Source organism: Streptomyces sp. NPDC006458, assembly GCF_040612135.1.
In the GTDB taxonomy this organism is placed as follows: domain Bacteria; phylum Actinomycetota; class Actinomycetes; order Streptomycetales; family Streptomycetaceae; genus Streptomyces.
In genome coordinates this window covers 19,271-42,305 of sequence record NZ_JBEXPR010000042.1, presented here as the reverse complement: position 1 = coordinate 42,305, position 23,035 = coordinate 19,271, and the positions used below count along the sequence as shown (strand labels likewise).

The 23,035-nt window shown below is 72.3% G+C and carries 15 protein-coding genes and 2 pseudogenes; 6 read left to right on the top strand and 11 right to left on the bottom strand.

Annotated features, from left to right (window positions below; translation table 11 throughout):
* The first annotated feature begins 202 nt into the window (after positions 1 to 202).
* A complete protein-coding gene (locus tag ABZZ79_RS36170) occupies positions 203 to 1,180 on the top strand; it encodes a hypothetical protein (protein WP_356696291.1) in 978 nt (325 codons plus the stop codon).
* Between the two features lie 383 nt (positions 1,181 to 1,563).
* Here ABZZ79_RS36170 and ABZZ79_RS36165 read toward each other — a convergent pair whose 3' ends face one another.
* Entirely contained in the window at positions 1,564 to 2,637 is a 1,074-nt protein-coding gene (locus ABZZ79_RS36165) for a replication-relaxation family protein (RefSeq protein WP_356696289.1), read from the bottom strand.
* Between the two features lie 286 nt (positions 2,638 to 2,923).
* On the opposite strand from ABZZ79_RS36165, the gene ABZZ79_RS36160 reads away from it, so the two are divergent.
* Positions 2,924 to 3,730, top strand: coding sequence for a leucine-rich repeat domain-containing protein (locus tag ABZZ79_RS36160; RefSeq protein ID WP_356696287.1), 807 nt, complete (start codon positions 2,924 to 2,926; stop codon positions 3,728 to 3,730).
* A 13-nt stretch (positions 3,731 to 3,743) separates the two neighbouring features.
* Here the strand turns inward: ABZZ79_RS36160 and ABZZ79_RS36155 are convergent, their stop codons facing one another.
* Together ABZZ79_RS36155 and ABZZ79_RS36150 are read right to left on the bottom strand one after the other, a co-directional pair.
* Positions 3,744 to 3,986 carry a hypothetical protein gene (locus ABZZ79_RS36155; protein WP_356696285.1) on the bottom strand — a complete coding sequence of 81 codons (243 nt, stop codon included), beginning with the start codon at positions 3,984 to 3,986 and terminating at the stop codon, positions 3,744 to 3,746.
* A 143-nt stretch (positions 3,987 to 4,129) separates the two neighbouring features.
* Positions 4,130 to 6,787: an ATP/GTP-binding protein gene (locus ABZZ79_RS36150; RefSeq protein WP_356696283.1), complete on the bottom strand. Its 2,658-nt coding sequence runs from the start codon at positions 6,785 to 6,787 to the stop codon at positions 4,130 to 4,132.
* Positions 6,788 to 7,318: 531 nt separating this feature from the next.
* On the opposite strand from ABZZ79_RS36150, the gene ABZZ79_RS36145 reads away from it, so the two are divergent.
* Together ABZZ79_RS36145 and ABZZ79_RS36140 are read left to right on the top strand one after the other, a co-directional pair.
* Positions 7,319 to 7,987 carry a class I SAM-dependent methyltransferase gene (locus ABZZ79_RS36145; protein ID WP_356696281.1) on the top strand — a complete coding sequence of 223 codons (669 nt, stop codon included), beginning with the start codon at positions 7,319 to 7,321 and terminating at the stop codon, positions 7,985 to 7,987.
* Between the two features lie 205 nt (positions 7,988 to 8,192).
* Positions 8,193 to 8,711: an NUDIX domain-containing protein gene (locus tag ABZZ79_RS36140; RefSeq protein ID WP_356696307.1), complete on the top strand. Its 519-nt coding sequence runs from the start codon at positions 8,193 to 8,195 to the stop codon at positions 8,709 to 8,711.
* Positions 8,712 to 8,996: 285 nt separating this feature from the next.
* Here the strand turns inward: ABZZ79_RS36140 and ABZZ79_RS36135 are convergent, their stop codons facing one another.
* From ABZZ79_RS36135 to ABZZ79_RS36105, 7 genes and pseudogenes are all read right to left on the bottom strand, one after another.
* Positions 8,997 to 9,389 (bottom strand): C40 family peptidase, encoded by a 393-nt coding sequence (locus ABZZ79_RS36135; RefSeq protein ID WP_356696305.1) that lies wholly within the window; start codon positions 9,387 to 9,389, stop codon positions 8,997 to 8,999.
* Positions 9,390 to 9,711: 322 nt separating this feature from the next.
* The gene (locus ABZZ79_RS36130) at positions 9,712 to 13,083 is read right to left on the bottom strand and encodes a hypothetical protein (RefSeq protein ID WP_356696279.1); all 3,372 of its coding nucleotides are present in this window, start codon (positions 13,081 to 13,083) and stop codon (positions 9,712 to 9,714) included.
* 24 nt (positions 13,084 to 13,107) lie between these two features.
* Entirely contained in the window at positions 13,108 to 13,467 is a 360-nt protein-coding gene (locus ABZZ79_RS36125) for a hypothetical protein (protein ID WP_356696277.1), read from the bottom strand.
* Positions 13,464 to 16,183: pseudogene (locus ABZZ79_RS36120) on the bottom strand (ATP-binding protein). Before ABZZ79_RS36120 ends, ABZZ79_RS36125 begins: the two are co-directional and overlap by 4 nt.
* A gap of 383 nt (positions 16,184 to 16,566) precedes the next feature.
* A pseudogene (locus tag ABZZ79_RS36115) lies at positions 16,567 to 16,953 on the bottom strand (hypothetical protein); the annotation flags it as partial.
* The gene (locus tag ABZZ79_RS36110) at positions 16,950 to 17,288 is read right to left on the bottom strand and encodes a hypothetical protein (protein ID WP_356696275.1); all 339 of its coding nucleotides are present in this window, start codon (positions 17,286 to 17,288) and stop codon (positions 16,950 to 16,952) included. The pseudogene ABZZ79_RS36115 and the gene ABZZ79_RS36110, both read right to left, overlap by 4 nt.
* Positions 17,285 to 18,118 carry a conjugal transfer protein gene (locus ABZZ79_RS36105; protein ID WP_356696273.1) on the bottom strand — a complete coding sequence of 278 codons (834 nt, stop codon included), beginning with the start codon at positions 18,116 to 18,118 and terminating at the stop codon, positions 17,285 to 17,287. The genes ABZZ79_RS36110 and ABZZ79_RS36105 overlap by 4 nt, the downstream gene beginning before the upstream one ends.
* Before the next feature lie 1,216 nt (positions 18,119 to 19,334).
* On the opposite strand from ABZZ79_RS36105, the gene ABZZ79_RS36100 reads away from it, so the two are divergent.
* Both ABZZ79_RS36100 and ABZZ79_RS36095 read left to right on the top strand, forming a co-directional pair.
* Complete coding sequence (locus tag ABZZ79_RS36100) at positions 19,335 to 20,798, top strand: hypothetical protein (protein ID WP_356696271.1); 1,464 nt, start codon at positions 19,335 to 19,337, stop codon at positions 20,796 to 20,798.
* 116 nt (positions 20,799 to 20,914) lie between these two features.
* Positions 20,915 to 21,463 carry a hypothetical protein gene (locus tag ABZZ79_RS36095; RefSeq protein ID WP_356696269.1) on the top strand — a complete coding sequence of 183 codons (549 nt, stop codon included), beginning with the start codon at positions 20,915 to 20,917 and terminating at the stop codon, positions 21,461 to 21,463.
* A 353-nt stretch (positions 21,464 to 21,816) separates the two neighbouring features.
* On the opposite strand, the gene fxlM is transcribed toward ABZZ79_RS36095, so the two are convergent.
* On the bottom strand, positions 21,817 to 23,022 hold the full coding sequence (gene fxlM, locus ABZZ79_RS36090) for a methyltransferase, FxLD system (RefSeq protein ID WP_356696267.1): 1,206 nt from the start codon (positions 23,020 to 23,022) through the stop codon (positions 21,817 to 21,819).
* Positions 23,023 to 23,035 lie beyond the last annotated feature (13 nt).

The following is a 23,035-nucleotide window of genomic DNA, read 5'->3' as shown; positions in this document are numbered from 1 at the left end:
CCTGAAGTTCGCCTGTTTATGCGGAAGATGGGGGGTGGTATCTACTTCACGCCGGTAACGTAAATCTTCGCGTGAGCAAAGCGCAAGGGTTTTTGGATGAATCTCGGATCTATGTGCGGGCAATCCGGTCCGAGCGGGGAAGTCTCGAGGCGAGCGAAGCATCGCGGCTCGTAACGCAGGCGACCTCGGACGGGGGCTCCATATGAGTGACGACAGCAAGAAGCTGGCCGCGGCTTCTCTTGGCGTTGTGGTCCTGGTCGCGGCTCTGCCCGCGGTGTTGCTGCTCAGCCCGGTCGCTTTCGGGCGGGGGAGTACCTCCCGGCTCACTGCCGTTCTGACCTTCGCCGGGGTACTGGTCACTGCATCTGTGTCCCTGATCGGACTGATGCTGAACCGCCAGACCGAGCGTCGCCTGGCCCAGGAGCAGGCGGATCAGCAGCGCCAGCTCAGGCTGGATGCAGCGATGCGGGCCGGACAGCTTGTCTCTCCCCCCGATGCGGCGGCCGCGCACCCGGCAGGCATGGCATCCGGACTGCTCGCGCTCACCAAACTCGACAATGCCGACCTTGCCGTGGCGCTCCTCGTCGACCTGTGGGCCGAGGAGAGTGAGAAGGAACAGAAGAGGATTTCGGACGAGACGGCGATCCTGGTGATCGATGCCGCGTTGCGCTCGACCTCCCCGAACGCGCAGCTCGTCGCGGCCGAACTGCTGTGCCGTCACGCCGGCAAGCTCAATGTCAGCCAGTCTCTGCACTGGCCGAGCGCGGTGGACGGCTCGTGGAATCCCGCCTACCGGCCCAAGACGAAACTCCTCATCGTCGAGGCTCTCGTGCGCATGGCCACCGCCAGCGAACCCAACGAGGGCGCGCTGCGGTCAGTCGCGGTACGGCTCTACGGAATCTGGCAGGCGGAGCCCCGGGAGAGTGTCCGCGGCTGCATCGGCAAGCTCATCAAGGTGGTCTTCGACCGGCTGTGCCAGTTCCGCCACAAGGAGCTGGTCCACGGCATTCAGATGGTGGCGCTCAGCGACCTGGAACGCGCGGCGGCGAGCGCCGCGGAGAACCCCGACAGCTACCTCAACGACCTCTCGGACAACCTGGCCAACCGGCTCAGGGAATGGGCCCCGTCGTGCCAGGGGCACCCCATCGGCCCAGGAGCCCTGGCCTCGGCAGCCGGGTAGCCCCGCGAAGTCATCCCACGCCACGACCGAACCGGCACCCGAAGGAGACGAACGCCGCCCGCTACACGGCAACTGACTGCTGTCCGGCTACGGCCTGCGCGCTTCGCGCGCCTGCTCACCGCCAAGTCCCCGACCGTGCTGCACCTCATGAGGTGGAGCCTGCTCACCCGCAACCCCCCGACCCCGCCACCACCGGGACCCTCAACGTTCGCCACTCGCGGGGACGGACCCGCCTCGGCGAGAGCCCCGCCGGTCACACCGCCCTGCTCCCAGCAGCTGCGGGGATGGACCCCGCGCCAGATCATGGCCGCGAAGCGGGAATCCCGCCGAAGTGTGAGCGCCGCGAGCAGCAAGGCAGTGCCGCTGTGTGGTCGCGTGCCCGTTCATAGTTCGGTCCATGGGCGTGGTGGTCCGCCGGTGAGGGGTGTCCAGGTGTCGCCTTGCGGGCTGTGGGTTTCGAGGTCTTCCAGTACGGCGGCGCCGAGGGGGACGTGGTGGGCGAGTGCGGTGACGTGGGGGTGTTGGGCGGTCATGGCCTGCAGGTCGTGGATGCGGTTGTCCAGGACGCGGCGGGAGGCGCCGGTGAGGATGAACAGGATCCGGGGGTAGAGGGGGTAGCGGCGCAGCCAGGCCGGCCCGGCCGGCTGAGGGGTGTGTCTGGCGGGGCGGGGCTGGTAGGTGTGCAGGCGGGCGTAGTCGATGAGTTTGGCGGCGAGGCGTTCGCTGCTCATGGTGGCGCGGTCGATCTCGATGAACGCCCGCATCTTGGTGCGGCCCCGCCCCCGGCCCCGGTCCTGGCTGTTCTCGCCTTCGCTGTTCTCGCTCTCGCTCTCGCTCTCGCTCTCGTTCTCGCTGTGGTCGTGGCTTGTGTGGTGGAGGGTGTAGTGCATGACGGCGTCGGCGATGAGGTGTTCGCGGTCGCCGAGGGGGTGGGCGACTTCGGGGGTCCAGTCGAGGTAGCCGTGTTCGTCGCCGCGCTCCCGGGCGTCGGTGGCGAAGGCGAGGTGGGCGCGGACGGTGGTCAGGGTGTGGGGGGTTTTGAGGGAGGCGGCGTTCGCGGTGGTGACGGGGTAGGGAGGCCGGCCGCGCAGGGCGGGCAGCTCACGCGTGAGACGGGCGCCCTTGCCGGTGAGGTACCAGGCCCGGGCGCCGTGGGAGGCCGGCAGCACCGTGGAGTCGACGAGCCGCTCCTGGCGCAGGGTGTTCAGGGGTTCCCAGACGGTCTGGCGTGCTGTGCCGGGGCGGAGCATGGCGCGGAGCTGGTCTGTGGTGGCCATCCGGTGCTGCGCGAGCGCGGTCAATAACTGGTGGGGCAGCGGGTCGCGCGGACTGGGTTTGTGCCCCACTGCCGCCGCACCGGCACCGGTGCTGATACCGGAATCCGTGTCGGTGCCGGTCGTCGTGGCGGTGTCCGCGCGTGTGCCGGGGCTGGTGCGGGCGTGTTGGCCGGCGTTCATCGTTGCTCCTCCGTGTCGTGTTTGGCGTGCGGGGCGGTTGTCGGTGCAGGGGTGAGGGGGCTGAACTGCTCGGCCGGTGTGGTGTCGTCGGATCGGGCGGCGGTCTGGATCGGGCTGGAGGGCGGGCGAGCTCGGCGGCTCGCTGTCGGGGCCGGGGCGCCTCGGTGACGCGGACGGGCCGGTACGGCGGCCGGCCGTGGTTCCCCGTGCGAGTGTTTGATCCTGGTTCTGGCTGGGGTGCAGGGCCGCTGGAGCGGCTCTCGGCGGTGTCCGTATCGTGGCGGCTGTGACGGGTGAGGAAGAGCCGGGGCTTTATGTGAACCGCTGGGGTGACACATCGCCTCCTGATCCGCAGCGGTTCGGGCTGCGCCAGGATGCGTGTTCGTGTTTCGACCAGTCCCGGCCGCGCCCGCGTGCCCGTGTCGGGTTCCATGGGGAGCGGCAGGACACCTCTGCTCAGGGCTGGCGGCGCCTGCTGGAGCTGGTGGACGAGGCCGCCGCCGACGGGCGCGAGGAGTTCCGTCCTCTGACCGGGCTCAGCCCGCAGGAGCGGCGGGAGGTGGTCACGCTGCCGCCGAGCATCGCCTCGCTGACGGCGGTCAGGCATCTTGTGCTGTACGGCAGCAACCTGGTGCGGATTCCGCCCGAGATCGGAGCCATGACCAGCCTGGAGGAGTTCACCCCCTACACCTCCTACCGGCTGCACTGGTTCCCCTACGAGATCACCCGGTGCCGGAAGCTGACACGCAGCACCGTGAGCACGCGGGCGCTGTTCGGCAACGAGAAGCTGCGGCCGCCCTTCCCCAGGCTTCAGCCGGGCCAGGACCCGCCTGCGGACCCCGATCGGGAGGACCTGGATCCCAGGCGATGGGGTGTCACCGCGATCCACAACTGCAGTGTCTGCGAAGGCCCGGCCGGGCCAAGACTCCAGCAGGCGTGGATTTCCCTGCGCGTGGCCACCGACGTGCTTCCCCTGCTCGTCAACGCCTGCTCACCGGCGTGCTTCGCCGCACTGCCCCACGGCGCGAAGAACCACCTCCCCACACCGCACCAGGGCGGCCGCCTCGACCAGCCCACGCCCGACTACGACTGACAGCGGCACAACCTCACCGCGTGCTGCTCCACCGATGAGACCACAGCGGTTCCACGGCCTGGTTGTGGAACTGCCGCTCGGCTTCACGGCATGGGGCGGCCATGAACGCTCGCTGGGCTTCCCCGAGTTCGCAGTTGAGCAGGCCCATCGTCACCAGGACAGCGTCGACCCCATGGCAGCCCTGATCCTTGAGGAACTGCTGGAGTGCGGCGGTGTCGCGCGTCGACTCCCACAAGGGCCGGGCCGTTTCCTGCATGGCAGCGATGCGTGCGGATCTCTCTGCGTTGCAGTTCATCCGGCTCTGCCTCCCCCGAGTCGGGCCGCAGGTTACCGCGAGGACGGCGAAGACGTCGTGAGCAGCCTGCGCCGTGCGGTGCGGCCCTTGTGGCTGGCGGGCGGTCATCCGAATTCGGTGTCCCTCCTGGCGGCGGGCCCGGCCGGGCGGGTGCGGGTGCCGGTGGGGGTGTGGGTGGTGAGGAAGGCGGTGACGCGGGCGAGTTGCCCGGCTGCGCGGTGGGTGAGGTGGGTCAGGGGGTGGGCGTCGGCGTTGGCGTGGGCGGCGTGTTCCAGGGCGGGCACCTGGCGGGGCCGGGCGTGGTCGGCGTACACGTCGTCAAGATGCGGCCCGCGCAGCTGGACGGGTCCGATGCGGTGTCCGCGGACGGTGAGGGACACGTAGTGCTCGTAGCGGTTCATCGTCGCGACGCGGGCGGCGCTCGGGGTGTCGCCCCATTCGGCGGTGACGGGTGCGACGGCGGAGACGGAGCCGGCGGTGGTGGCCAGGGTGGAGGCGTTCTGCAGCAGGGACTGGCGGACGGGTGCGGGAAGCCGTGAGAGGAGCTGGGTCATGCCGTGGACGTGGCACCGGTATTTGCGCAGGTCCTCGAACATGGAGGCGATGGTCTCCGGCGCGGCCCCGGTCAGGGTGATCAACTCGTCGAAGTAGGTGCGGAACGGCACCCGCCGCTGTTCGGGGGTGTCGCGGCGGGAGCGGGCGGCGCGCAGCAGGTCCCGGGCGAGCAGGGCTGTGATGAGGCGGTCGGTGGGGCCGTTTCCGCCGGGGCATATCCACACGATCATGTGGGTGTCCATGGCGGTGCGGATGTTGTAGACGCCTTCTGCCTGGCCGAGGAACGCCCGCGTGACCGGGTTGGCGGCCAGCCGGGCGATCGGGTTGAGGACCACGGCGAACGCGTCCGGAGCCAGGCTGGGGAAGACGGTGGTCCACCAGGCGCGGGTCTCGGCATCGAGCCGGTCGGCGACCGCGGCGAGCGCAGCGTGGCGGAAGGCGGTCTCGGTGAGCAGGGCCCGGATGTGGAAGAGGGTGGCCTGGTCTGCGGGCCGCCCGGCCCGGCACGCCGTCTCGTTCACGGCGGTGAGGACGGTGAGGGCGGCGGTGAGGATGGTCAGCGCCCGCGGCGCGTTCGCGTCGTCCCAGGCCAGTACGGAGGCGAACGCGTCCGCCACCGCTTCCACCACCTCGTGCGGGTGCTGCCCGTAGTGCATGCCGAGCGGGTTCCAGGAGCTGATGCGGGGGTCGGGGCCGAGGGCGTTGAGGTCGATGAGGGCGATGCGGTGCATCAGATGCTCGTGGGCGAGGAAGGGGGCGGCGCGGGGCCAGGAGTCGCGGTGCGGGTCGACGAAGACGAGTCCGCCCCCGGCGTGCGCCCAGCCGATCGCCTGCGCGAGGGCCCGTTCGGTCTTCCCGCCGCCGGCCTTGCCGACGCCGACCTCGAAGAGGGTTTCACCGGCCCAGGTGGCGACCAGGCGCCGTCGCCCGTCGGGGCCGTGGTGGATGCCCTGCAGCAGCAGGGCGGGGTCGCCGAAGGTGAAGGTGGGCAGGTCCGCGGCCAGCACGGGCAGACGGCAGTGCACGGTCGGAGGCTTCAAAAGGCCGGTGAGTTCTTCCAGCCGCGTCCAGTTGGGGCGGGGCGGCTGGCAGTGGCCGAGGTGCCAGCGGCGTTCGAAGCCGCGCCGGGTGGGCCAGCGGTCTGCGCCGATCCGCCACGGCCCCACCCGCCAGCCCCGCATCGCCCACCTGGAGCGTCCCCCGAACACATCCAGCCCGGCCTGCAGTTGCGCGAGGCGCGCCTGGGCGCGGCCTTCGGTGTTGGAGGCGCACATCACCAGCAGCTGCACCCGCACCAGATGATCGTCCTCGGCGAGCTTGCCCAGCGCCTCCACCGGATCGACCCGCCGCGGCACCGGCGGCATCACCAGCCTGCGCCCCCCACCCGCCCCCGACCCCGTCCCGGTCTTGTTGCTGGTGAGGAGTTGTTGCAGCTGCCAGGGCAGGGAGTCCTCGATCCGGCCCGCGTCCTGACGGATCCAGCGCGCCGCACGCTGCGCCTCCCGGCGCTCGCGCCGTCGTGCGGCGGCCATCAGCTGCACACGGCGGGCGCGCAGGACCCATTTGGGGGCGCGCTGGATGGCGAGGCGGATCTCGGCGAGGTCACCGAGTTCGGCGCGCAGGTCCGCGACCGCGTCCACGAGCGGCTGCAAAGGATCCGGGGCGAGGGGGACGTCGCGCAGGGGTGCGGTGGGTTTGCCGCGCAGCACGAACTCCGCCCGCACCGTATGCACACGCGGCGTGTCCGCGATCCGCCCGGCCCGGGTGACGGTGACGTCGGGCCCGAACGGGGTGATCGACAGCAGCCGTTCACCCCCGGCCGGGCCCTCGATCCGGTACCGCAGCGCACGGGAGCCGTCCGCCCGCAACCGCACCTGCACGCATTTCGCCCGCCGCGGCACCCACCACGGCATCGACGTCGACGCCCGCGCCAGCTGCACACCCCGCCTAAAGATCTCCTCCAGCCCCGGATCGAAATGCCGCGACGCCACCAGCTCCAGCGCCATCCGCTGCGCAGACGCACGCGCCGCGAGACAGCGGACAGCCCACTCGCCTCCCGCCCAGACCACCGTGAGGGCCAGGGCGAGTACCCACCAGTGGGCGTAGAGCCAGCCGGCCGCGTGCACCAGAGCGGCGAACACACCGATCACCTCGGCAGCACCGAATGCCTGGCCGGTCAGGGGCGGGGCTGCTGCTGCGGCATCCAAGGTGCTGCTCCCTTCGTGATCAAGCACGTGAAGTGCACATCGGCGATGCTGCAGGAGTAGGGGTGCTGGGATGTCTGCCAGTTCCACTTGCCGGGGCACCGGCCGCGGCGGCGCACCCGAGCCAGGACGGATCGCGGGCGCTGATCGGCAGCGGGACCACGAGCCGGCCCGGCCCGGGTGCACGCTGGGCGATCTTCCCGTCGTAGGAGGCCCGGGCCGCCCAGGGCTGCGTACGCGGCCGGGAAGAAGCAGTGTCCCGGCTGTTTGGTTCCTCGCCTGGAGGGGTGTTCGCCGAGGTCGACGAGCCGGAGCCCGCCGGTGGTGCCGGACTGTCCGCGCCCCGGCCCGGTCGGGGGGCGGGAGATGCGTGTGGTGCTCTGACCGCTCTGCCGCCGGCACCGTCCTGCGCTTGTGGTGCGCCTCTTGTGCCGGGTGCCGTCCTGGTGGCCTCGTGCGGGTCGCAGGCTTCGCATTGCGGTGTCGGCCTACGCTGGCCTCACTACCGGTGGGGCAGGGAGAGGGAAGGCCGGCGTGTCGCGGGACGGGCAGGAGGACCTGGCCGCTGCGCAGCGTGCGCACTGGCAGCGCACCTATGGTGAGCATCCGCGCATGTACGGCGCACAGCCGTCCGAGGCGGCGGTCCACGCCGCCGCGGTATTCCGGGCCGCCGGTGCCCGCGACGTAATGGAGCTCGGCGCCGGCCACGGCCGCGACGCCCTGTATTTCGCCCGCCAGGGTTTCACCGTGCGCGCCGCCGACTTCAGCCCGGCAGGGCTGGAGCAGCTGCGCGCAGCGGCGCACGGCCAGGGAGTCGCCGACCGTGTCACCACCATGGTCCACGACGTACGCGAACCCCTTCCGCTCGCAGACGCCTCGGTGGACGGCGTCTTCGCGCACATGCTGCTGTGCATGGCCCTGTCCACCCAGGACATCCACGCTCTGGCCGGCGAGGTCCGCCGCGTGCTGCGCCCGGGCGGTTGCTTCGTCTACACCGTCCGCCACACGGGGGACGCGCACTACGGGGCCGGCACGGGGCACGGGGACGGCATCTGGGAGCACAGCGGCTTCGCCGTGCACTTCTTCTCCCGGCCGCTGGTCGATGCCCTGGCCGATGGCTGGCACCTTGAGGAGGTCCACGCCTTCGAGGAGGGCGGCCTGCCGCGCAGACTGTGGCGCATCACCCAGCGCCTGCCGGCCTGACGGGTACTTCGACACCGCAGCGCTGCCGCACCACGTGGGCCTGCCGCCTGCGCCCCGAACGCCGGGTAGCGCCCGCTGGACAGGCAAAGCGCCGCTCGTGCTCAGTGCAGTGTCAGCGCGAGCGTCGGCCTGGGTGACGCCGGGCCAGGCCCGGGCCCTGGCGCGGCCGACGGCGTGGACGGGAGTGTCTGCCATGGTGGTCCTCATGGGTGAGTGGGTGGAGCGGGTGGACGAGGACGATGTGGTGCTGGGTGTGGTCGACCGTGAGGAGGCGGTCCGCTGCCGGTGGCTGCACCGGATAGCGACGGTGGTGTGCCGGGACGGGGAGGGCCGGATCCTCGTGCACCGCCGCCCGCACGGAGCAGATCGTTTTGCGGGGCAGCTGAACTGGATGCTCGGCGGCGCGGCCGGCGTGGGTGAGTCCTACGGGCAGGCGGCTGCACGGGAGTTGGCGGAGGAGCTGGGCGCCCGGGTCCGTCCTCGTTTCCGGTTCAAGTTCCTGTGTGAGGGGGTGATCAGCCCGTACTGGCTCGCCGTGCACGAGGCCGTCGTCACCGGCCCTGTGCGGCCGGACCCGTCGGAGATCGCCTGGTACGGCTGGCTGGCCGAGTCCGAACTGGCGGACCTGGCCGGGCGGCAGGACTTCGTCGCGGACGCCCGTGAGGCTTTCGACCGCTACCGCGCCCTTCCCGTGCCCCCCGGCGCGCTCCCCGGCGCGGGGTGAGCCACGGGCGCACCGCGCCGGGCTGCGGCCGCGCCCCGGCTGTGCGGCACCGTTCGGCAGGGAGCCCGCAATCGCGGCGGCGTCGCCCCCGCGGGCCGGCGGGAGCACGTGGCAGTTGGGGCTGGCGGACCGTTGCTGCGTGTAGCCGACGGTGTGGCCGGGGCTGGCGGGTGCCGGCCGTGGGGCAGGCCCAGCAGGGTGACCCGGTCACGGTCAGCAGCAGCGTGGCGGACAGCAGCGGCTGCAGCAGCGGGCGGCGTGGGTGCCGTGTGCAGGCAGGGGTGGTCATAGCAGTCGTGCTCCTCCGGCGTAGCCGGACATGGCGCTGACCGGGTCGGTGCGGACGGTGGTGCCCGGCCGGGCGGCGTTGATCATGCGGCCGCCGCCTGCATAGATGCCGACGTGGTAGATGGTGGCGTCGCGGCCGGGTGCGTGGGCGAAGAAGACGAGGTCGCCGGGCTTGAGGGCTGCGGTCCCGAGACTCGCAGGTATGCGGCGGCCCTCACCGGCCTGCGCTGCTGCGGTGCGCGGGAGGCGTATCCCGGCGCGTGCGTAGGCGTAGGTGGTCAGCCCCGAGCAGTCGTAGCCGTTGATGCTGGTACCGCTCTTGCCGCTGGGGGAGCAGCAGATGCCGTGAGAGGGGCCGCCCGCGTTGCCGCCGCCCCACGAGTACGGCACTCCGCGCTGCGAGAGTGCGGCCTCGAGAACCGTACGCACCGTCCCTGAAACCCCGTCCAGGCCCGGGTCCTTGGCGGCGCGGGTGTAGTGGTCGATCCAGCCGAGGACGTCTGCCACGTAGGCGGTGGAGTGGTTGTACTGCCAGACGGCCGCTTCAAGCTGCGGCCGTTTGCTGAGGTCGCGGCCGCTCCCGCACAGGTAGACGGCGGCGCCGAGGGCGGCGTCGTCGGCGTTGTGCGGGTCGGCCGTCCCGTCGCCGCCCGCGTCCTGGCCGGTGCTGTTCCACGTGGAGGGCAGGAACTGGAACGGCCCGACCGCGCGTTCACCGGTGGCCGTGCCGTCCCAGCGGCCGTTGTCCGTATCCGGGAAGGCGGTGGTGTTCCCGCCCTGCCCGGAGCCGTTGAGGAGAACCCCGTAGATCTTCGGGCGGATGTCGCCGCCCGCCGTGACGCTGCGTCCCACGGCGTGGTGGGACTCGGTCTTCGCGATCCCTGCCAGGACGGGCCAGCGCATGCCCCGGCACTCCGGCACGTACCGGCCCACCTGCTGGACGGCCTTCTTGTAGGCGGCGAGCATCCTCGGCGGGATGTCCGCCGCACTCCCGCCCTCGGGTAACGAGGCGTACTGCCCCGCGCCCGCCTGTGCTTGGAGGGTGACGTAGGCGGTGATGGCGTTGCCCACCGGCACCGCGCAGGACACCGCCGCGCCCACCAGCAGCACGGTCACGCAGGCCCAGCGGGTGATGCGCCGTCGCGCGCGGCTCATTCGTCGTCTCCTTCCGTGTCCGGGGGCTGGGGGCGGGGCCGGCGCCTGATCGTCGGCCGGGGCGGCGGTGGCGGGGACGGCGGGTTCGGGGGCTGGTTGTCGGGGCCGGTGCGGCGCAGCAGCTCCTGGAAGCGCTCCTCGGCCTGGCGGCGGGTGTCGCTGCGCGGTGTCCGCCGTCCGGGCAGCGCGGAGCCGCCGGATGGCGTGCGGCCTTGAGGCGGCGGCGGTGGCGGTGGCGGTGGTGGGCCGGTGTCGGGCCGGCGTGCGGGCAGTGGCGTGCTGGTGGGGCCGGGCGGGGCAGGTGTCGGTGGGCGCGGTGTGCTGCCCCGCTGCCGGGTTGCCGGCGCGGGCGGTGCGCTGCGGCTGCCTGGTTCCGCAGTTGGCCGGGCTGCCGGCGGCTCGGTCCGGCCTCGCGCTGACGCGCGCGGGGGCCGGCCGGTCGTGGTCGGGCGGGTCCGGGGGACGGGCAACGGGGAATCCGGGTGCGGGCCGGCTCCAGGGGCAGACGGGGCCTGCGCCTGGGCCGGGGCTGGGGGTGTGACGGGCAGGCGGCGGTTGGTGAAGGGGGCCGGTCCGCCGCGGTCGTCGCCGTCACGGATGGCCCGGGCGACACGCTGTGCGGCGTCTCCCCAGGCGCGGCCGTCCTCGCGGACGGTATTGCCCCAGACACGGACTTGCTGGCGGGCGTCATGGGCGTAGCGGGTGGCGCCGGCGCGTGCGCGGCGCGTGTTGGCGGGCAGGCCTGCGGTGGCGCCGTAGGCGGTGCGGGCGGTGCGGTTGAGGATGCGGTAGCCGCGGAAGCGGACCAGCCGGTTGTGGGCCCGCGTGGCGAGCAGCGTGCGGTCGGTGTTCTGGTCGTGGATGACTGCGCCGGTGGTGCGGTCGACGATCTGCCCGTCCTCGTCGCGGTGGCGGTCACCCGCCCCCGCGGCCGAATCGGACCACCACCCGGCCCACCGCCCGGACCACCCGGACCGGCCGGGCCGCCGGGTATGGCGGGGTTGTCGTCGCCTTCTGCGGTGGGGCGTTGCCAGCGGGCGAACTGTTCCCGGTCGGGGCGGCGTCCGATCAGCAGCCAGTGCCCGCCGCGCGCGGTGAGCCGCGCACCGAGTCCGGCGATCGCCGCGCCCGCTGTGAGGGGTGCGAGTCCGCGGCCGGCTTCGGCGGTCGCGTCGGACAGCAGGCGGCCGGTGTCGACGGGCATGCCCGTCCCGTCCGCCATCGAGGACAGCGCGCCCGTCAGCCGCTGCCGGGTGCCGAGGATTCCGAACCGGCCTCCGCCCCCGCCTCGTGCTGCGGCCAGGGCCCGCAGCCCGCCGCCGTAACCGCCCAGCGCTGACGGGGTGTTCATGGCGAGGGCGGCACCGAGTTCGGATGTGTCGCCGGGCAGGTGGGTGCCGCCGATCTTCGCGTAGCGCATGCGCATGGCCATGCGGCGGCCGAAGCCGGAGATCCCCGCCAGCAGGCGGCGGTGCATAGCGGCGCCGACGACGGCGAGGGCGACGATGAGGAGCATCCGTTCGACCATCAGGTCCGGGCCGTCGGTGATGGTGGCATCCACCGCGATCGCGAAGAACGGGATGAACGCACACACCCCGATCACGGCGAGGCAGGCGATGCCCCACAGTGACAGCCACTTCCACACCGACTGCCGGGCAGGGCCGGGCAGCATCGCCGCGACGAACGTCACTCCCGCCGCGGCCGCGGCACCCGCGCACGCACCCTGGACGCCGAGCAGCACGAGCGCGCAGGAGAGCATCATCCCGGCGATGAACAGGGCGGCGACCAGGAGGAGGAGGGCTCCGCCGATCCGCCACCAGGTGGGCTTCTGCGCGTATTCGGCGCTGGCTTTGCCGACGTCGCCAGATTCTTTGAGGTCGGCCAGGAACGCGGCGAACTCGCGGTGTCCCTCGGTCACCTGCGCGTTCAGCGCATCCAGCGGCAGATTCTCCGCGGGTTCCGGTACTTCGGCCGGTCCGGTTCCGGTGTTGTTGCGCTGGCAGTACTTCTTCGCAGGTCCCCAGATCTTGTCGCAGGGATCGTCCTTGTCGTCGTCCTCACCCGTCTCGCCGGAGTTGTTGCCGGGTTTGTAGCCGCCGGTGATCCACTTGAGGTGGACGGCGTAGGCCTTGCGGTCGGAGGGCTTGGCGGGGTCGAGGATGCGGCCGTACTGCAGCAGCATGTACGGCTTCACGACCAGCGCGTTCGTGATGGAGTCCTGCAGCGGCCGCGCCACCTCCGCCGCCGACACCGGACCCTCGCCCTCCCGCTGCAGGCATTTGAGTTCCTGCTGGCCGGCCATGCCGTCGCAGGGGCTTTTGCTGGCGAGTTTGCCGCCCCAGTCGTAGGAGTTGACGGACTGCTCGGCGACCTCCGCCGCCACCTGCGTCGACTGCCCCAGCGGTCCGTCGGCGGCGAGGAGGGTGTCGGGGCGGATCAGGGTGGAGGCGGCGAACGCCGCGATCAGCAGCGTCAGCACCATCTCGCCCAGGCCGCGGCCGACCCGGCCGCGCACGATCATGAACCCGGTGAACACGAACGACCACGCCAGCAGCAGGCCTTTGACGCCGAGGGTGTCGACGACGATCGTGTCGTAGGTGTCGGCGGCCTTCTGCGCGGGCGCAGCGAGGAGCTTGAGGAGGGGGAAGCGGAAGGCGGCCTCGATCGCCCAGCCGGCCATCCCGACCAGGAGCCGGATGAGCATGAACAGCCCGGACAGGGCGAACGAGAGAGCCTCGCCCCGGAAGTCGAGGATGCCCTCACCTTCGGCGTTCAGCTCGTATCCGTCGATCGGCACCCCCTCGGACGAGTAGATGTTCAAGGGCGCGAGCAGGTCCCCGGTTGCGTTGCTGTCGGCGGCGTGGACGACTTGGGCGTTGACCAGCACGAAGAACACTGCCAGCAGCAGGACGAAGCCGCCCTGACGCACACGGGGATGGTGGTAGCGCATCGCTCACCGCCGCCTTCGCCTGGCAGGCACCCGGCACCGGACAGCGGCCAGCACGATCAGGCCGACGGCGGGCAGCACCAGCGGCCAGGCGGTATCGCCGCTCAGGCTGTCACCGCCGGGCGCGGCGGGCGCGGCGGCGTGCCGCTGGCAGGCTTTCCCGGCCTCGCCGACGACCAGACCGCATGCATCGGACCGGGCAGGCCGGTCGGTGGGGGTGAAGGCTGCGCCGGTCGCCGGCCACCAGGCGTGCGCAAGGCCGGTGGTGAGGACCAGCACGAGCATCCCTGCGGCGAAACAGGTGAGGGCGAAGGCGAGGAGACCAGCTGTGGTGTACCGGTGTGAGCGGGCTGGGGAGGAGTTCATGACCCACGCTCCTCGGATTGGGCTGCGCCATGGCGGCCGCGACGCGTCCTGCGGGAGCGCCGGGCGCCCGCACCGGCGGCCGGCCGGGTGGGTTCGGTTTGTGTCTTGTGTGTGCCGGGGGTGGTGGTGATGGAGTCGGTGATGCGGGCGAGGGCGGGGATGATGACCTTGACGCGGCCGGTGTTCTGCCGTGGGCAGGTCAGCAGGAACTCGCCCTCCCGGCCGCGCTGGCCGACGGGGGACAGGCCCGTGGTGACCAGCCGCACCAGCTCGGGGTCGTCGGGGTCGAGGCCGATGAAGCCGAGGCCGCGGCGGGCGCGTTCGCGGTCGGTGGTGCGGGCGAGTGCCCGGTAGGCCATCAGGCCCCGGTCGGGGCCGAGTTCGTCGGCGTCGTGGGATCCGGCGATGAGTCCGGCGCCGTGTTTGCGGCCGTCGTGGAGGATCTCGTGCACCAGGGCGGTGCCCTCGGCCGAGCTGGTGAGCCAGTACAGCTCGTCCAGCACCACCGCCGTGAACCGGTCCGGGTCCTCGAAGGCTCTCTGGCGGGCGATCGCGGCGATCAGGTAGAGCACGGCCCGTCCGATCAGTGCCTCGAGCGGCTGCTGGTGCAGGACGTCCGGTTTGTCGAACGCGGCCTTCGGCGGCAGCTTCAGCCCGGTCGTGGTGATGACGATCATGTCGGAGGTGCTGGAGGCGTCCAGCCGCAGCGGTGGCAGGGAGGGGTCGAACACCATGGCGGCCAGGGGACTGTCGGCGATGACCTGGATGAGCCCGGCCAGGGTGGCGGCCGCGTCCTGCCTCCTGCCCGCCTTGCGCCCGGCCATCTCGTCGAGGACGTCCAGCACCCGGGACATGGACGGACGTCTACTGGCGGCGGCCTGTTCGACGGCGTGATGGAGGACTTCGCCGCTGGTGCTCATCGCGGCGATGCCGAGTTGCAGGGTGAGGTAGGACAGCGCGTAGTTGCGGCCCTCGGGGCCGGGGAACAGGCGCAGCGGGTCGATGGACACCTCCGCCCGTGCGGCGTCGACGATCTGGCAGCGGCCCGCTGCCGCGGTGCGGGCGAAGCTGGCCGTACCGGGGTGCGGTCGATGCAGATCGCGCTGCCGCCGCGCGCCCACACCGCCTCGGCGATGAGTTTCTGCAGGACGCTTTTTCCGGCGCCGAGGTCGCCGACGATGCCCATGGAGGCGGAGGCATCCTGTTTCGGGGCGTCGGCGACGTTGATCATGACGGGGCGGGTGGTGCCGCTGTCGAGGCCGATACCGAGGAACATGCCGTCCGGATCGCCGACCTCGCTGGTGGTGAAGGCGCCCGTCAGGGCCCAGTCCTCGCTGACCTGGTGCTGGGTGAACTCCCGCACCACACCCGGCCGCACCGCGCCGGGCAGGCCGAGTGTGAACAGGTGCTCCTGCAGCCCGGCCGGCCGCACCGTCCGGTAGTCCGCCCCCGCGAGGAGAGCGGTCAGGGCGCGGGCGCGGGCGTCGCAGACGGCGGCGGTGGGCCCCCACACGGTGAGCACGGTCACCGACTGCACCTCCACCTCCACCGAGGTCCGCGACAGGCGGGCGTCGAGCTCGCCGAGATCGCGGGCGGCGTCGGTCAGGGAGGCGGGCATGCCGGTGGGGCGGGCCTCGTACTGGCCGGCCTGGTCCACGAGCTCGTTCTTCTTGCGCCGCACCTGCGCCCGCGCCTTCTCCGCCGGCACCAGCGTCAGATCCACCGCGTAGTCGACGGGAAAGTCCACCAGCTCCAGCTGCGCGAACAGATCCGCCGCCTCCGCACTCACAGCAGGCGGGCACTCCGCCAGCACCAACTGCGCCTGATACCCGGTGCCGGTCTCGGTCTCGACCTGCAGCCACCGCCGCCCCAGCGGCGAGACCATCCGCTGCCGCCACCACACGCCACGCCCCGAACGCGTAACCGGGTCCGAGGCAGTCAGCTCGCCGTCGTCCTCCTCCCTGTCACCGCCGGTGCCGCCTTCGTGAAGGCGGGCCTGGCCGAGGTCGGCGTAGCTGGGGGAGCGCAGGATCCCCTCCCGCAGCCGGCCTGCGTACTGGCTGCTCGTCTCGGCCTCGGTGAGCAGGGGTTCTTCCATGCCGCAGTGCAGGGCGTGCTGGATCATCCACACGATCTCCGCCGGCCGCGCCGGCCGCAGCGCGACACCGCCGGTGAGCGCGGCCTGGACACGGGCAGCCTGCTGACGGCAGGCATCCACCTCCCGCCGGGTCACGGGGGCGCCGGGAATGCCCAGCAGTGAGGTGACCTCCGTCCAGGCCGCGCCCAGGGACGCCGTCAGACGGACGCCGGTCGTCTCGGCTTCGAGGGGGACGGCCAGCCACAGGGTGCGGCGGTGCATCTCCTGCCCGTCCAGCAGGTCGAGAGCGGCCTCGACGTTCTCCACCCACGCCTGCCGCCCACCGGCGGCAGGCGTGGGGGCGGGTTCGATGCCGTCGATCATGCGCAGCGCGATCTCACCGGGATCGGTCTGCGCGCACAGCCCGATCAGCCTCGGCGCCCCGGACAGCGACCGCACCAGGTGCGTGACCCTGGCCAGCTGCTCGTCACGGACCGCAGCCGGCACGTGGGTGCCCTGGACGGTCTCCTCCCGCTGCCCCGCAGCGTCCGGACCGGGGTTCAGCCGGTAGATCGCCCAGACGCTGCCGTGCGTCGACCACACCAGGTGCCCGGCGATGTGACGGATCGGAACCCTCACCGCACACCCCCGTCCCGCTCGGCAAGCAGCCGCTGCACCTGCGACATCGCATCCCGCACCGGCGCGGCCGCTACCGGCGCCGGGCGCCGGGCCGGCGGGGCAGCCACGGCGGCGCGCGTGTGCTGGCGCCGGGCTGTCCGATTTCCTTCCGGGCGTGGTCGAGCTCCGCCGGGCAGCGCCGCAGGCCCACCATGACGCGGAGCGGGAGCGCCCGCCGCAGCCGGTGCCCGTGCCGGACGGCGGGACGCCGGGGTGGGAGTCGCCGCTCGCGAGCGCGAAGCGCGCCGGGACCGCCGCAGCTCTCTCCGAACCGCAGCCGACGGCACGGCACTCGCGGCATGGCGTGGACTAGGCGTGCCCGTTGACGTAGGTGTGTGCGCAGCGGTGGGGGCGTCTTCGATGGTGAAGCCGGCGTGCAGCAAGCGAGGGCTGCGGTCGCGTGCCGCGCGGCCGTTGATGCGGCCGCCGGCGGGCTGGCGGGCCAGCAGCATCCACCCGTACGCGGCCTGCCCGGGGGCGCGGCCGCGGATCTTCGGCTGGCGGACCGCCCACACCGCGAGCAGCCAGGCGGCGACCGGTACAGGGCCCGCCCAAGACCACCAGTGGATCGTCTTGAACAGCAGGAAGCCTCCGCCGACCGCGACCGTGATCTGTGCGGGGGTGTAGGGGCCGAGGGGGATGCGCCAGTCGGCGACCTTGCCCAGCACCCACGGATGACGGCGTGCCGTGGTGTAGAAGCGGCCGACACGCGCCGCGGCCGTCGCGCTCACAGGATCCTCCCGGCATCCGGCAACTGGCCGCGCAGGGCGGGACCTTCGGGTGTGGCGCCGGGGCTGACGGGGGCGCCCTGGGCGGGGTTCTTGACCTCGTCCTCGAACATCTCCGCGAGGTCGTTGCGGGAGTTGTACAGACCCAGCGCGATGATCATCAGGAGCAGGGCGCCGATCCCTGCCTTGAGGCTGACCTTCTGGATCATCAGGATGACGACGAGGCCGAGCAGCCCGGCGCCGAGGCCCTTGGTGGCCCAGTCCTCCAGCATGGTGATCCAGCTGTCACCGAGGTCGTCCAGCTCCCCGGCCAGGACGAGCGAAGCCGACGCGTTCATCGCGTGCCTCCGTTGCCGGTTGCCGGTGCGGCGGGGAGGCCGGAGATCTCCCAGCGGCCGGAGCGGGCGGTGAGGCCGAGCTCGTAGGCCAGGGGCCAGAGGCCGGTGTCGTCGCGGGCCTCGGCGTCGGCCTGGACGCGTACGGTCGTTCCGTCCGTCGGGACGTTCTCGGACGCTGCGGCCTCCTCAGCCGCGGACACCTGCTGGACGGCGACTTCGCTGTACGGGGCGGGGGAGAGCGCAGCGAGCCTCACGCCGGGAGCGAGGTAGCGGTCCGCCTCGCCGCCGCCGGTCAGGTAGGCGGCGAGGAACTCGCCGACCGTGGTGGACAGTTCCCCGTCCGGGACGTTCACCGTGTATGGCGAGGCCGCCGTCTCGGCCTGGCCGGGGCCGGCCACGACGGCGGGCTCGCCGGTCACGGTGAACGAGGAGAGCGCACGGTCGGCGGTCACCGGCACGGCGTAGTAGCGCACCGTGCCGTCGGCGTACTGCGCGGCCACCGTCACCGACCATCCGCCGCCCGCATGCTGCGCACTGCGCACCGCCGTCACGGACTCCAGCCGGGTGCGCGCATCGGCGTCCGGGTCGGGCAGGGCGACGTCCGGGGCCATCGCCTGCGCAAGCCCCGCCTGCGCACTCGCCGCGTCATCCACGCTGCTGCGCAGCCACGCGCGAAGGAACACCTGCGCATACCCGCCGGGATCGGCGTCCACCGTGGTGCGCACAGAGGGGGTGGCGGGCTGGGGCGGGGTGGCGGCCTGGACGGTGGTGGGGGTGGCGGTGACGGTGACGGCCAGGGCGGCGGGTCCGGCCGCGATCGCGGCCCACACCCCTATGCGGGTGAGGCGGGTACGGCGGCGGATCGCCTGTAAGCGGGCGCCTCCCGCTGCCGCGGGCGCGGCCTCGTCGTGCGAGGCGCGTATGCGAGGGGGGCATGGTCGAACTCCGGTGTCGGAGGGGGTGGTTGACGCCGACAGGAAAGCAACCGCCCCCGACCACAGCCCTCACCATGGAGGCCTCACCACGGTCACGATGAGGACACGAAATCCATGGTCAGGTCATGGTCTGACCATGGTCAGGGCGTGGTGAGGCCGACCATGGCCTCACCACGGGCCGCACGCCGATGACGGCGGCAGCGGGCCTGCCCTCCGTGCCCACGGCCTGCAACACCGGGTGAAGGATCAGCGGCAGGGCCGGCCGCCAGTGCGCAGTCGCAAGCCGCCGGCTGGCTGCGCACTGCCCCGGCCGGCTGTGCGCATGGGGAAGACGTCGCGTGTGCAGAGGCTCTGCGCAAAGGACTGGGCACCGCGATTGCGCAGACCCGACTGCGCAGAGCCGTGGGCCGGACTGAGCAGCCGCATGACGTAGTCCGCGCTGTCGCTGCGCAGACGGGTCTGCGCAGTCCGTGGTGAGGGCCATGGTCGGCCTCACTACGGCCTCACCACCATCCGGCCATGGTCTGACCATGACCTGCCGCGGAGGCTGGCGAGTGCCGCACTGCTGTGGTGGTGTGGCCGCGGCCCGAGTGGCGCTCGGCCTGGGCTGCACACCGATGCGCAGCCGGAAGCGGCGTGGCCGTCTGCGCAGTCCGTCGGCCGCGGGTGTTCGGTGGGAAGGCCTCGACTGCGCAGCGTGTGCGCACTCGTCTGTGCATCTCGACTGCGCAGATTCCCGGTAGCCGAGTGCGCAGAGCGGCGGTCCGGCTGCGCACACCCCACTGCGCAGTCCCCGCTGTTGCTGCGCAGTGGGTGCGCAGTCCGTCGGAGGTGACCGGTCATGGTCGGCCTCACCATGCCCTCACCACGGCCCGGCCATGGTCTGACCACGCCCTCACCATGGCCTGACCATGACCTGACCATGGATTTCGTGTCCTCATCGTGACTGTGGTGAGGCCTCCATGGTGAGGGCTGTGGTCGAGGGTGCACGCTGTGCTGAGGGCATGAAGAAGACGCCCGCCCGCACGTTACGGATTCCCGGCCCCTTACCTTCGACGGCGCCTGTGTGCCTGCCCGGCGGCCCCCGGCCGGCCGCTGCGGGGGCCGGGCGGTGAGCCGGTTCGGGGCGGGGGTGCGCCGCGGGGTGATGGCGGCGGATGCGTTCACGCAGATCGCCAACGCTCTCTTCCGTGATGCCCGGATCTCCTTCCGGGCGAAGGGGATCTTCGGGTACGTCAGCACGCACCGGGACGGCTGGCAGGTCACGATCGCCCAGATCGCCGCTGTGGGCCCGGACGGGCGGACAGCGGTCCGGGCCGCGCTGAACGAACTTGAGGCGCACGGCTACCTCGTCCGCGATCGCCTGCGCCGTGCGGACGGCACCCTCGGCGAGGCCGTGTACTCGATCACCGACCGCCCCGCCGCTGGTGCCGTGCTGCCCGAAGCCGTCTCTGCTTCCGCAGCCGGCGGCGGACAGGGGGCGGGCGCTGGTGGGGGGATACGGCGCGGGGCGATGGGCGGGGATCAGTTCACGCAGATCGCCAACGGCCTCTTCCGCGATCCGCGGATCTCCTACCGGGCGAAGGGGATCTTCGGCTACATCAGCACGCACCGCAACGGCTGGCAGGTCACCGTCGCCGAACTCGTGCGCAGCGCCAGCGAGGGCAGCACCGCCGTCACCACGGGCCTGGGTTTGCTGGAGAAGCACGGCTTCCTGCACCGCACCCGCGACCGCAATCCCGACGGAACCCTCGGCCAGGTGCGCTACGTCATCACCGATCTGCCCGCCGCGGAAAACTCCAGGTCGCAGCCAGAGTCGGGTTATCCAATGTTGGCTCAGCCTATGTTGGCCAATCCGCAGACTAAGAACACCATCAGTAAGAAGACCAACAAGCAGAACACCAGCCCCCTCCCTCCGTGCGCCGCCGGCCACGCCGCGAAGCGGGAAGACGCCTCGCGCTCCGCGGCTTCGAAGCCGCGGACGGACGGACCTGTCGCCGATGAGCTGCACCCGGGAATCCGGCTGCTGCTCGAACTCGGCGCCGAACGCCCCGAGCTGCTGCTGACCGGACAGACGCTCACCGACCAGGGCCGCATCGTCACCGTCATGCTGGAGGCGGGCTGGACAGTTGATCACCTGCGGCAGGTGATCGCCGGGCGGCCGCTGCCGCATCCGGTGCGGACCAGCGTCGGCGCGATCATCGCCGCCCGCCTGCGCGCCGCCCAGGCCTACCCACCCCCCACCACCCCCGGCCACGGGCACCGCCACCACGAGGGGGCTTCCGAAGCCCTCGACGCCGAGCCCCCGGCCACGCTAGTGCCTGAGCGGTCGTCAACAGCCGCGGCAGCCCGCACCGTCGGCGAGGCGCTCACCTACCGGGCACTCGTGGAATGCGCCGGCTGCGGCGCACCGGCCACCGCGCCCGGCGAAGACCTCTGCCCCGCCTGCCTGAACTGGCCGCACTGCCGCACCTGCCCCGGACCCACCCCACGCCGCGCCCACCCCGCCGGCGACGGCCGCTGCACCACCTGCACCACCGCAACAGCCCACCTGCCCGAAGGCAGCGCGCCATGACCACCCGGACCGCTTCTGGCCGGCGCTCCGGCCCGAGCACTGCAACTGCGGCCGCACTCCGATCTGACGCGGCCTTCCCGATCCGACCCACACTGCCGACGAAGGAGGAATCCCGCATGGCCCACGACGGCCGTCAGGAACCCGCCCACGCGGTGTACCTGCTCTTCGCTCACGAGCCCTACTATCCGGCCCCCGGCGCAAGGGAGGTCAACACCACGGTCGTGGCCGCCGCGTCCTTGCTGCACCCGCGTATACGGCAGCCCGACGGCGCCCGCATCCACGACCGGCTCGTCCGCGGCCGCCGATTGGGCGAGATCGTGCCGCTGTCCACGCTCACCCACGAACTCGACGGCGGCGCCCGGTGGCCCGAGGCCGGTGACTGGGAGACGGTCACCGCGGACCTGCTGCGCCTTGTCCGGCAGCGGGGCTGTGACGCGGTGAGCCTGTGCCTGCCGGACATCGCCCGCGCCCTGGTCTGCGCGGGCCCGCACAGCGAGGTCCGCACCGTTGACCCGCGCAGCGGGCAGCAGCGCGTGTACGGGCCCGCAGACCGGGTCAAGGTGCTGGTCGAGGTCGGCAGGCGGCTGGCGCGGGCGGAGGCGGGATGCCCGCTGTGGCCCGGCGACGGCCTCCTCGACCCGGTCCGATCCCGGCATACCGAGTGACGCCTTGCCGGATTCCGGGCCCGCTGCTGCGATCCCGGCTGCGGGGCGGGCAGGCGTGGCTGCGGCGCTCTGGCTGGGCTGATTCCTGTCCTGGCGTGCGTGACGGTCAGGCCGGGCGCCCTGCCCGCGGATCGGCGCAGCGGGCAGGGGCGGACCGCCAACCGGAGGCAGGGTTCCCTCTGCAGCACCGCACAGCGTGCTGTGGCGGCTTGGTCGGCATACGGTTCAGGGGCTCTGCTCTGACAAGACGGCAGGGCTCGGGCGGTGGTCCCGTGCCCATCCGCCAGCTGCACGGGACCGCAGCTCGCTGACGCTTCGTGGCCGATGCTGTCAGCGCCTGTTCAACGGCGGGGTCAGTACGCCAGCGTGAGGCGGCTTTCCGGCTTGCTGATCACGTGCCCTTGGCTGGCTGTGGTGGGGGATGGTGCGGGAGTGATGGTCAGGCGGGGGACTGCGGTGCGGTTCTGGCCCCAGGCTTCGATGTGGGTGATGAGGTCGTGGGCGAGTTTGTGTGCGTGGGGCCCGTAGGCGGCTGCGCCGAGGCGGTGGGGCCGCTTGGGGTCGAGGTTCTCGCGGTGCACGGTCAGGTAGGCGAGTGTGCTGCCGTCGACGAGGGCGGGGCTGCGCACGGGAAGCGCCGGCCGCAGGAGCAGTTGTCGGGTGAGGGCGTCGGGCAGGACGTGGAGGCGGCAGACCCGGTCGTCGGTGGCGGTTGCGCGCAGCCACACCCCGTCGAAGGATTCCTCGCCGCCGATGCGCTGCTCGGACAAGGCCTCGATGCCGCTGGTGTCGGCCAGGGAGTGCCCGAGGGCTGCCGCGTCCACGGTCTGATCCTCGTCGTGGACGAGGCGGATCGTGTCACCGGTGTTCAGGGTTGTTGTCTTTTCGCCGTCCTGTCCGATGACGGGGACGAAGCCGCACAGTTCCATCCCTTCGGAGATGAGGGTGTCGCGGTGGCGGGTCAGTGCGACGGAGCAGGTCTGGCCGCGCCAGCGCAGCGGGAGGACGAGGCGGCCACCCTCGCGGAGCTGGTCCCACCATGCGGCGGGTACGTCCCACAGGCCCACGGCGGCGAGGATGCGGTCGTAGGGCGCGTTCTCGGGTGCGCCGGTGAGTCCGTCGCGCTGCATGACGTGGACGTGCTGGTGGCCGGAGCGGTCGAGCATGGTGCGGGCGTGCAGGGCGGCGTCGGGGTCGATGTCGATGCTGGTGACGTGCCCGTGGTCGCCGGTGAGCTGTGCGAGGAGGGCGGCGTTGTAGCCGGTTCCGGCGCCGATCTCGAGGATGCGGTCGCCGGGCCGGACCTGGAGCTGGGTGAGCATCATCGCGACGACGGACGGCACGGACGCGCAGGACAGGGGAAGGGGGCCGCCCAGGGGGTTGTCCTTGATGGACACGGCCTGGTCGGCGTAGGCCTGTTCGAGGCTGATGCCGGGCAGGAACGCTTCCCTCGGCACGGTGCGCATGGCGCGCTCGACGCCGGCGGTCAGGGGGACGTCGTGGAGGATGGCGTTGACGAGGCGGTTGCGCAGGTCGGCGGCGGTGGGGGTGTGGCCCACTGGTCATTCCCTT

Bases quoted from the DNA above. Each gene is read 5' to 3' on its own strand.
- ABZZ79_RS36165 (WP_356696289.1), bottom strand. From the start codon at position 2,637: ATGAACGCCGGCCAACACGCCCGCACCAGCCCCGGCACACGCGCGGAC.
- ABZZ79_RS36170 (WP_356696291.1), top strand. From the start codon at position 203: ATGAGTGACGACAGCAAGAAGCTGGCCGCGGCTTCTCTTGGCGTTGTG.
- ABZZ79_RS36110 (WP_356696275.1), bottom strand. From the start codon at position 17,288: ATGAACGCGTCGGCTTCGCTCGTCCTGGCCGGGGAGCTGGACGACCTC.
- ABZZ79_RS36140 (WP_356696307.1), top strand. From the start codon at position 8,193: ATGGGTGAGTGGGTGGAGCGGGTGGACGAGGACGATGTGGTGCTGGGT.
- ABZZ79_RS36125 (WP_356696277.1), bottom strand. From the start codon at position 13,467: ATGAACTCCTCCCCAGCCCGCTCACACCGGTACACCACAGCTGGTCTC.
- ABZZ79_RS36095 (WP_356696269.1), top strand. From the start codon at position 20,915: ATGGCCCACGACGGCCGTCAGGAACCCGCCCACGCGGTGTACCTGCTC.
- ABZZ79_RS36155 (WP_356696285.1), bottom strand. From the start codon at position 3,986: ATGCAGGAAACGGCCCGGCCCTTGTGGGAGTCGACGCGCGACACCGCC.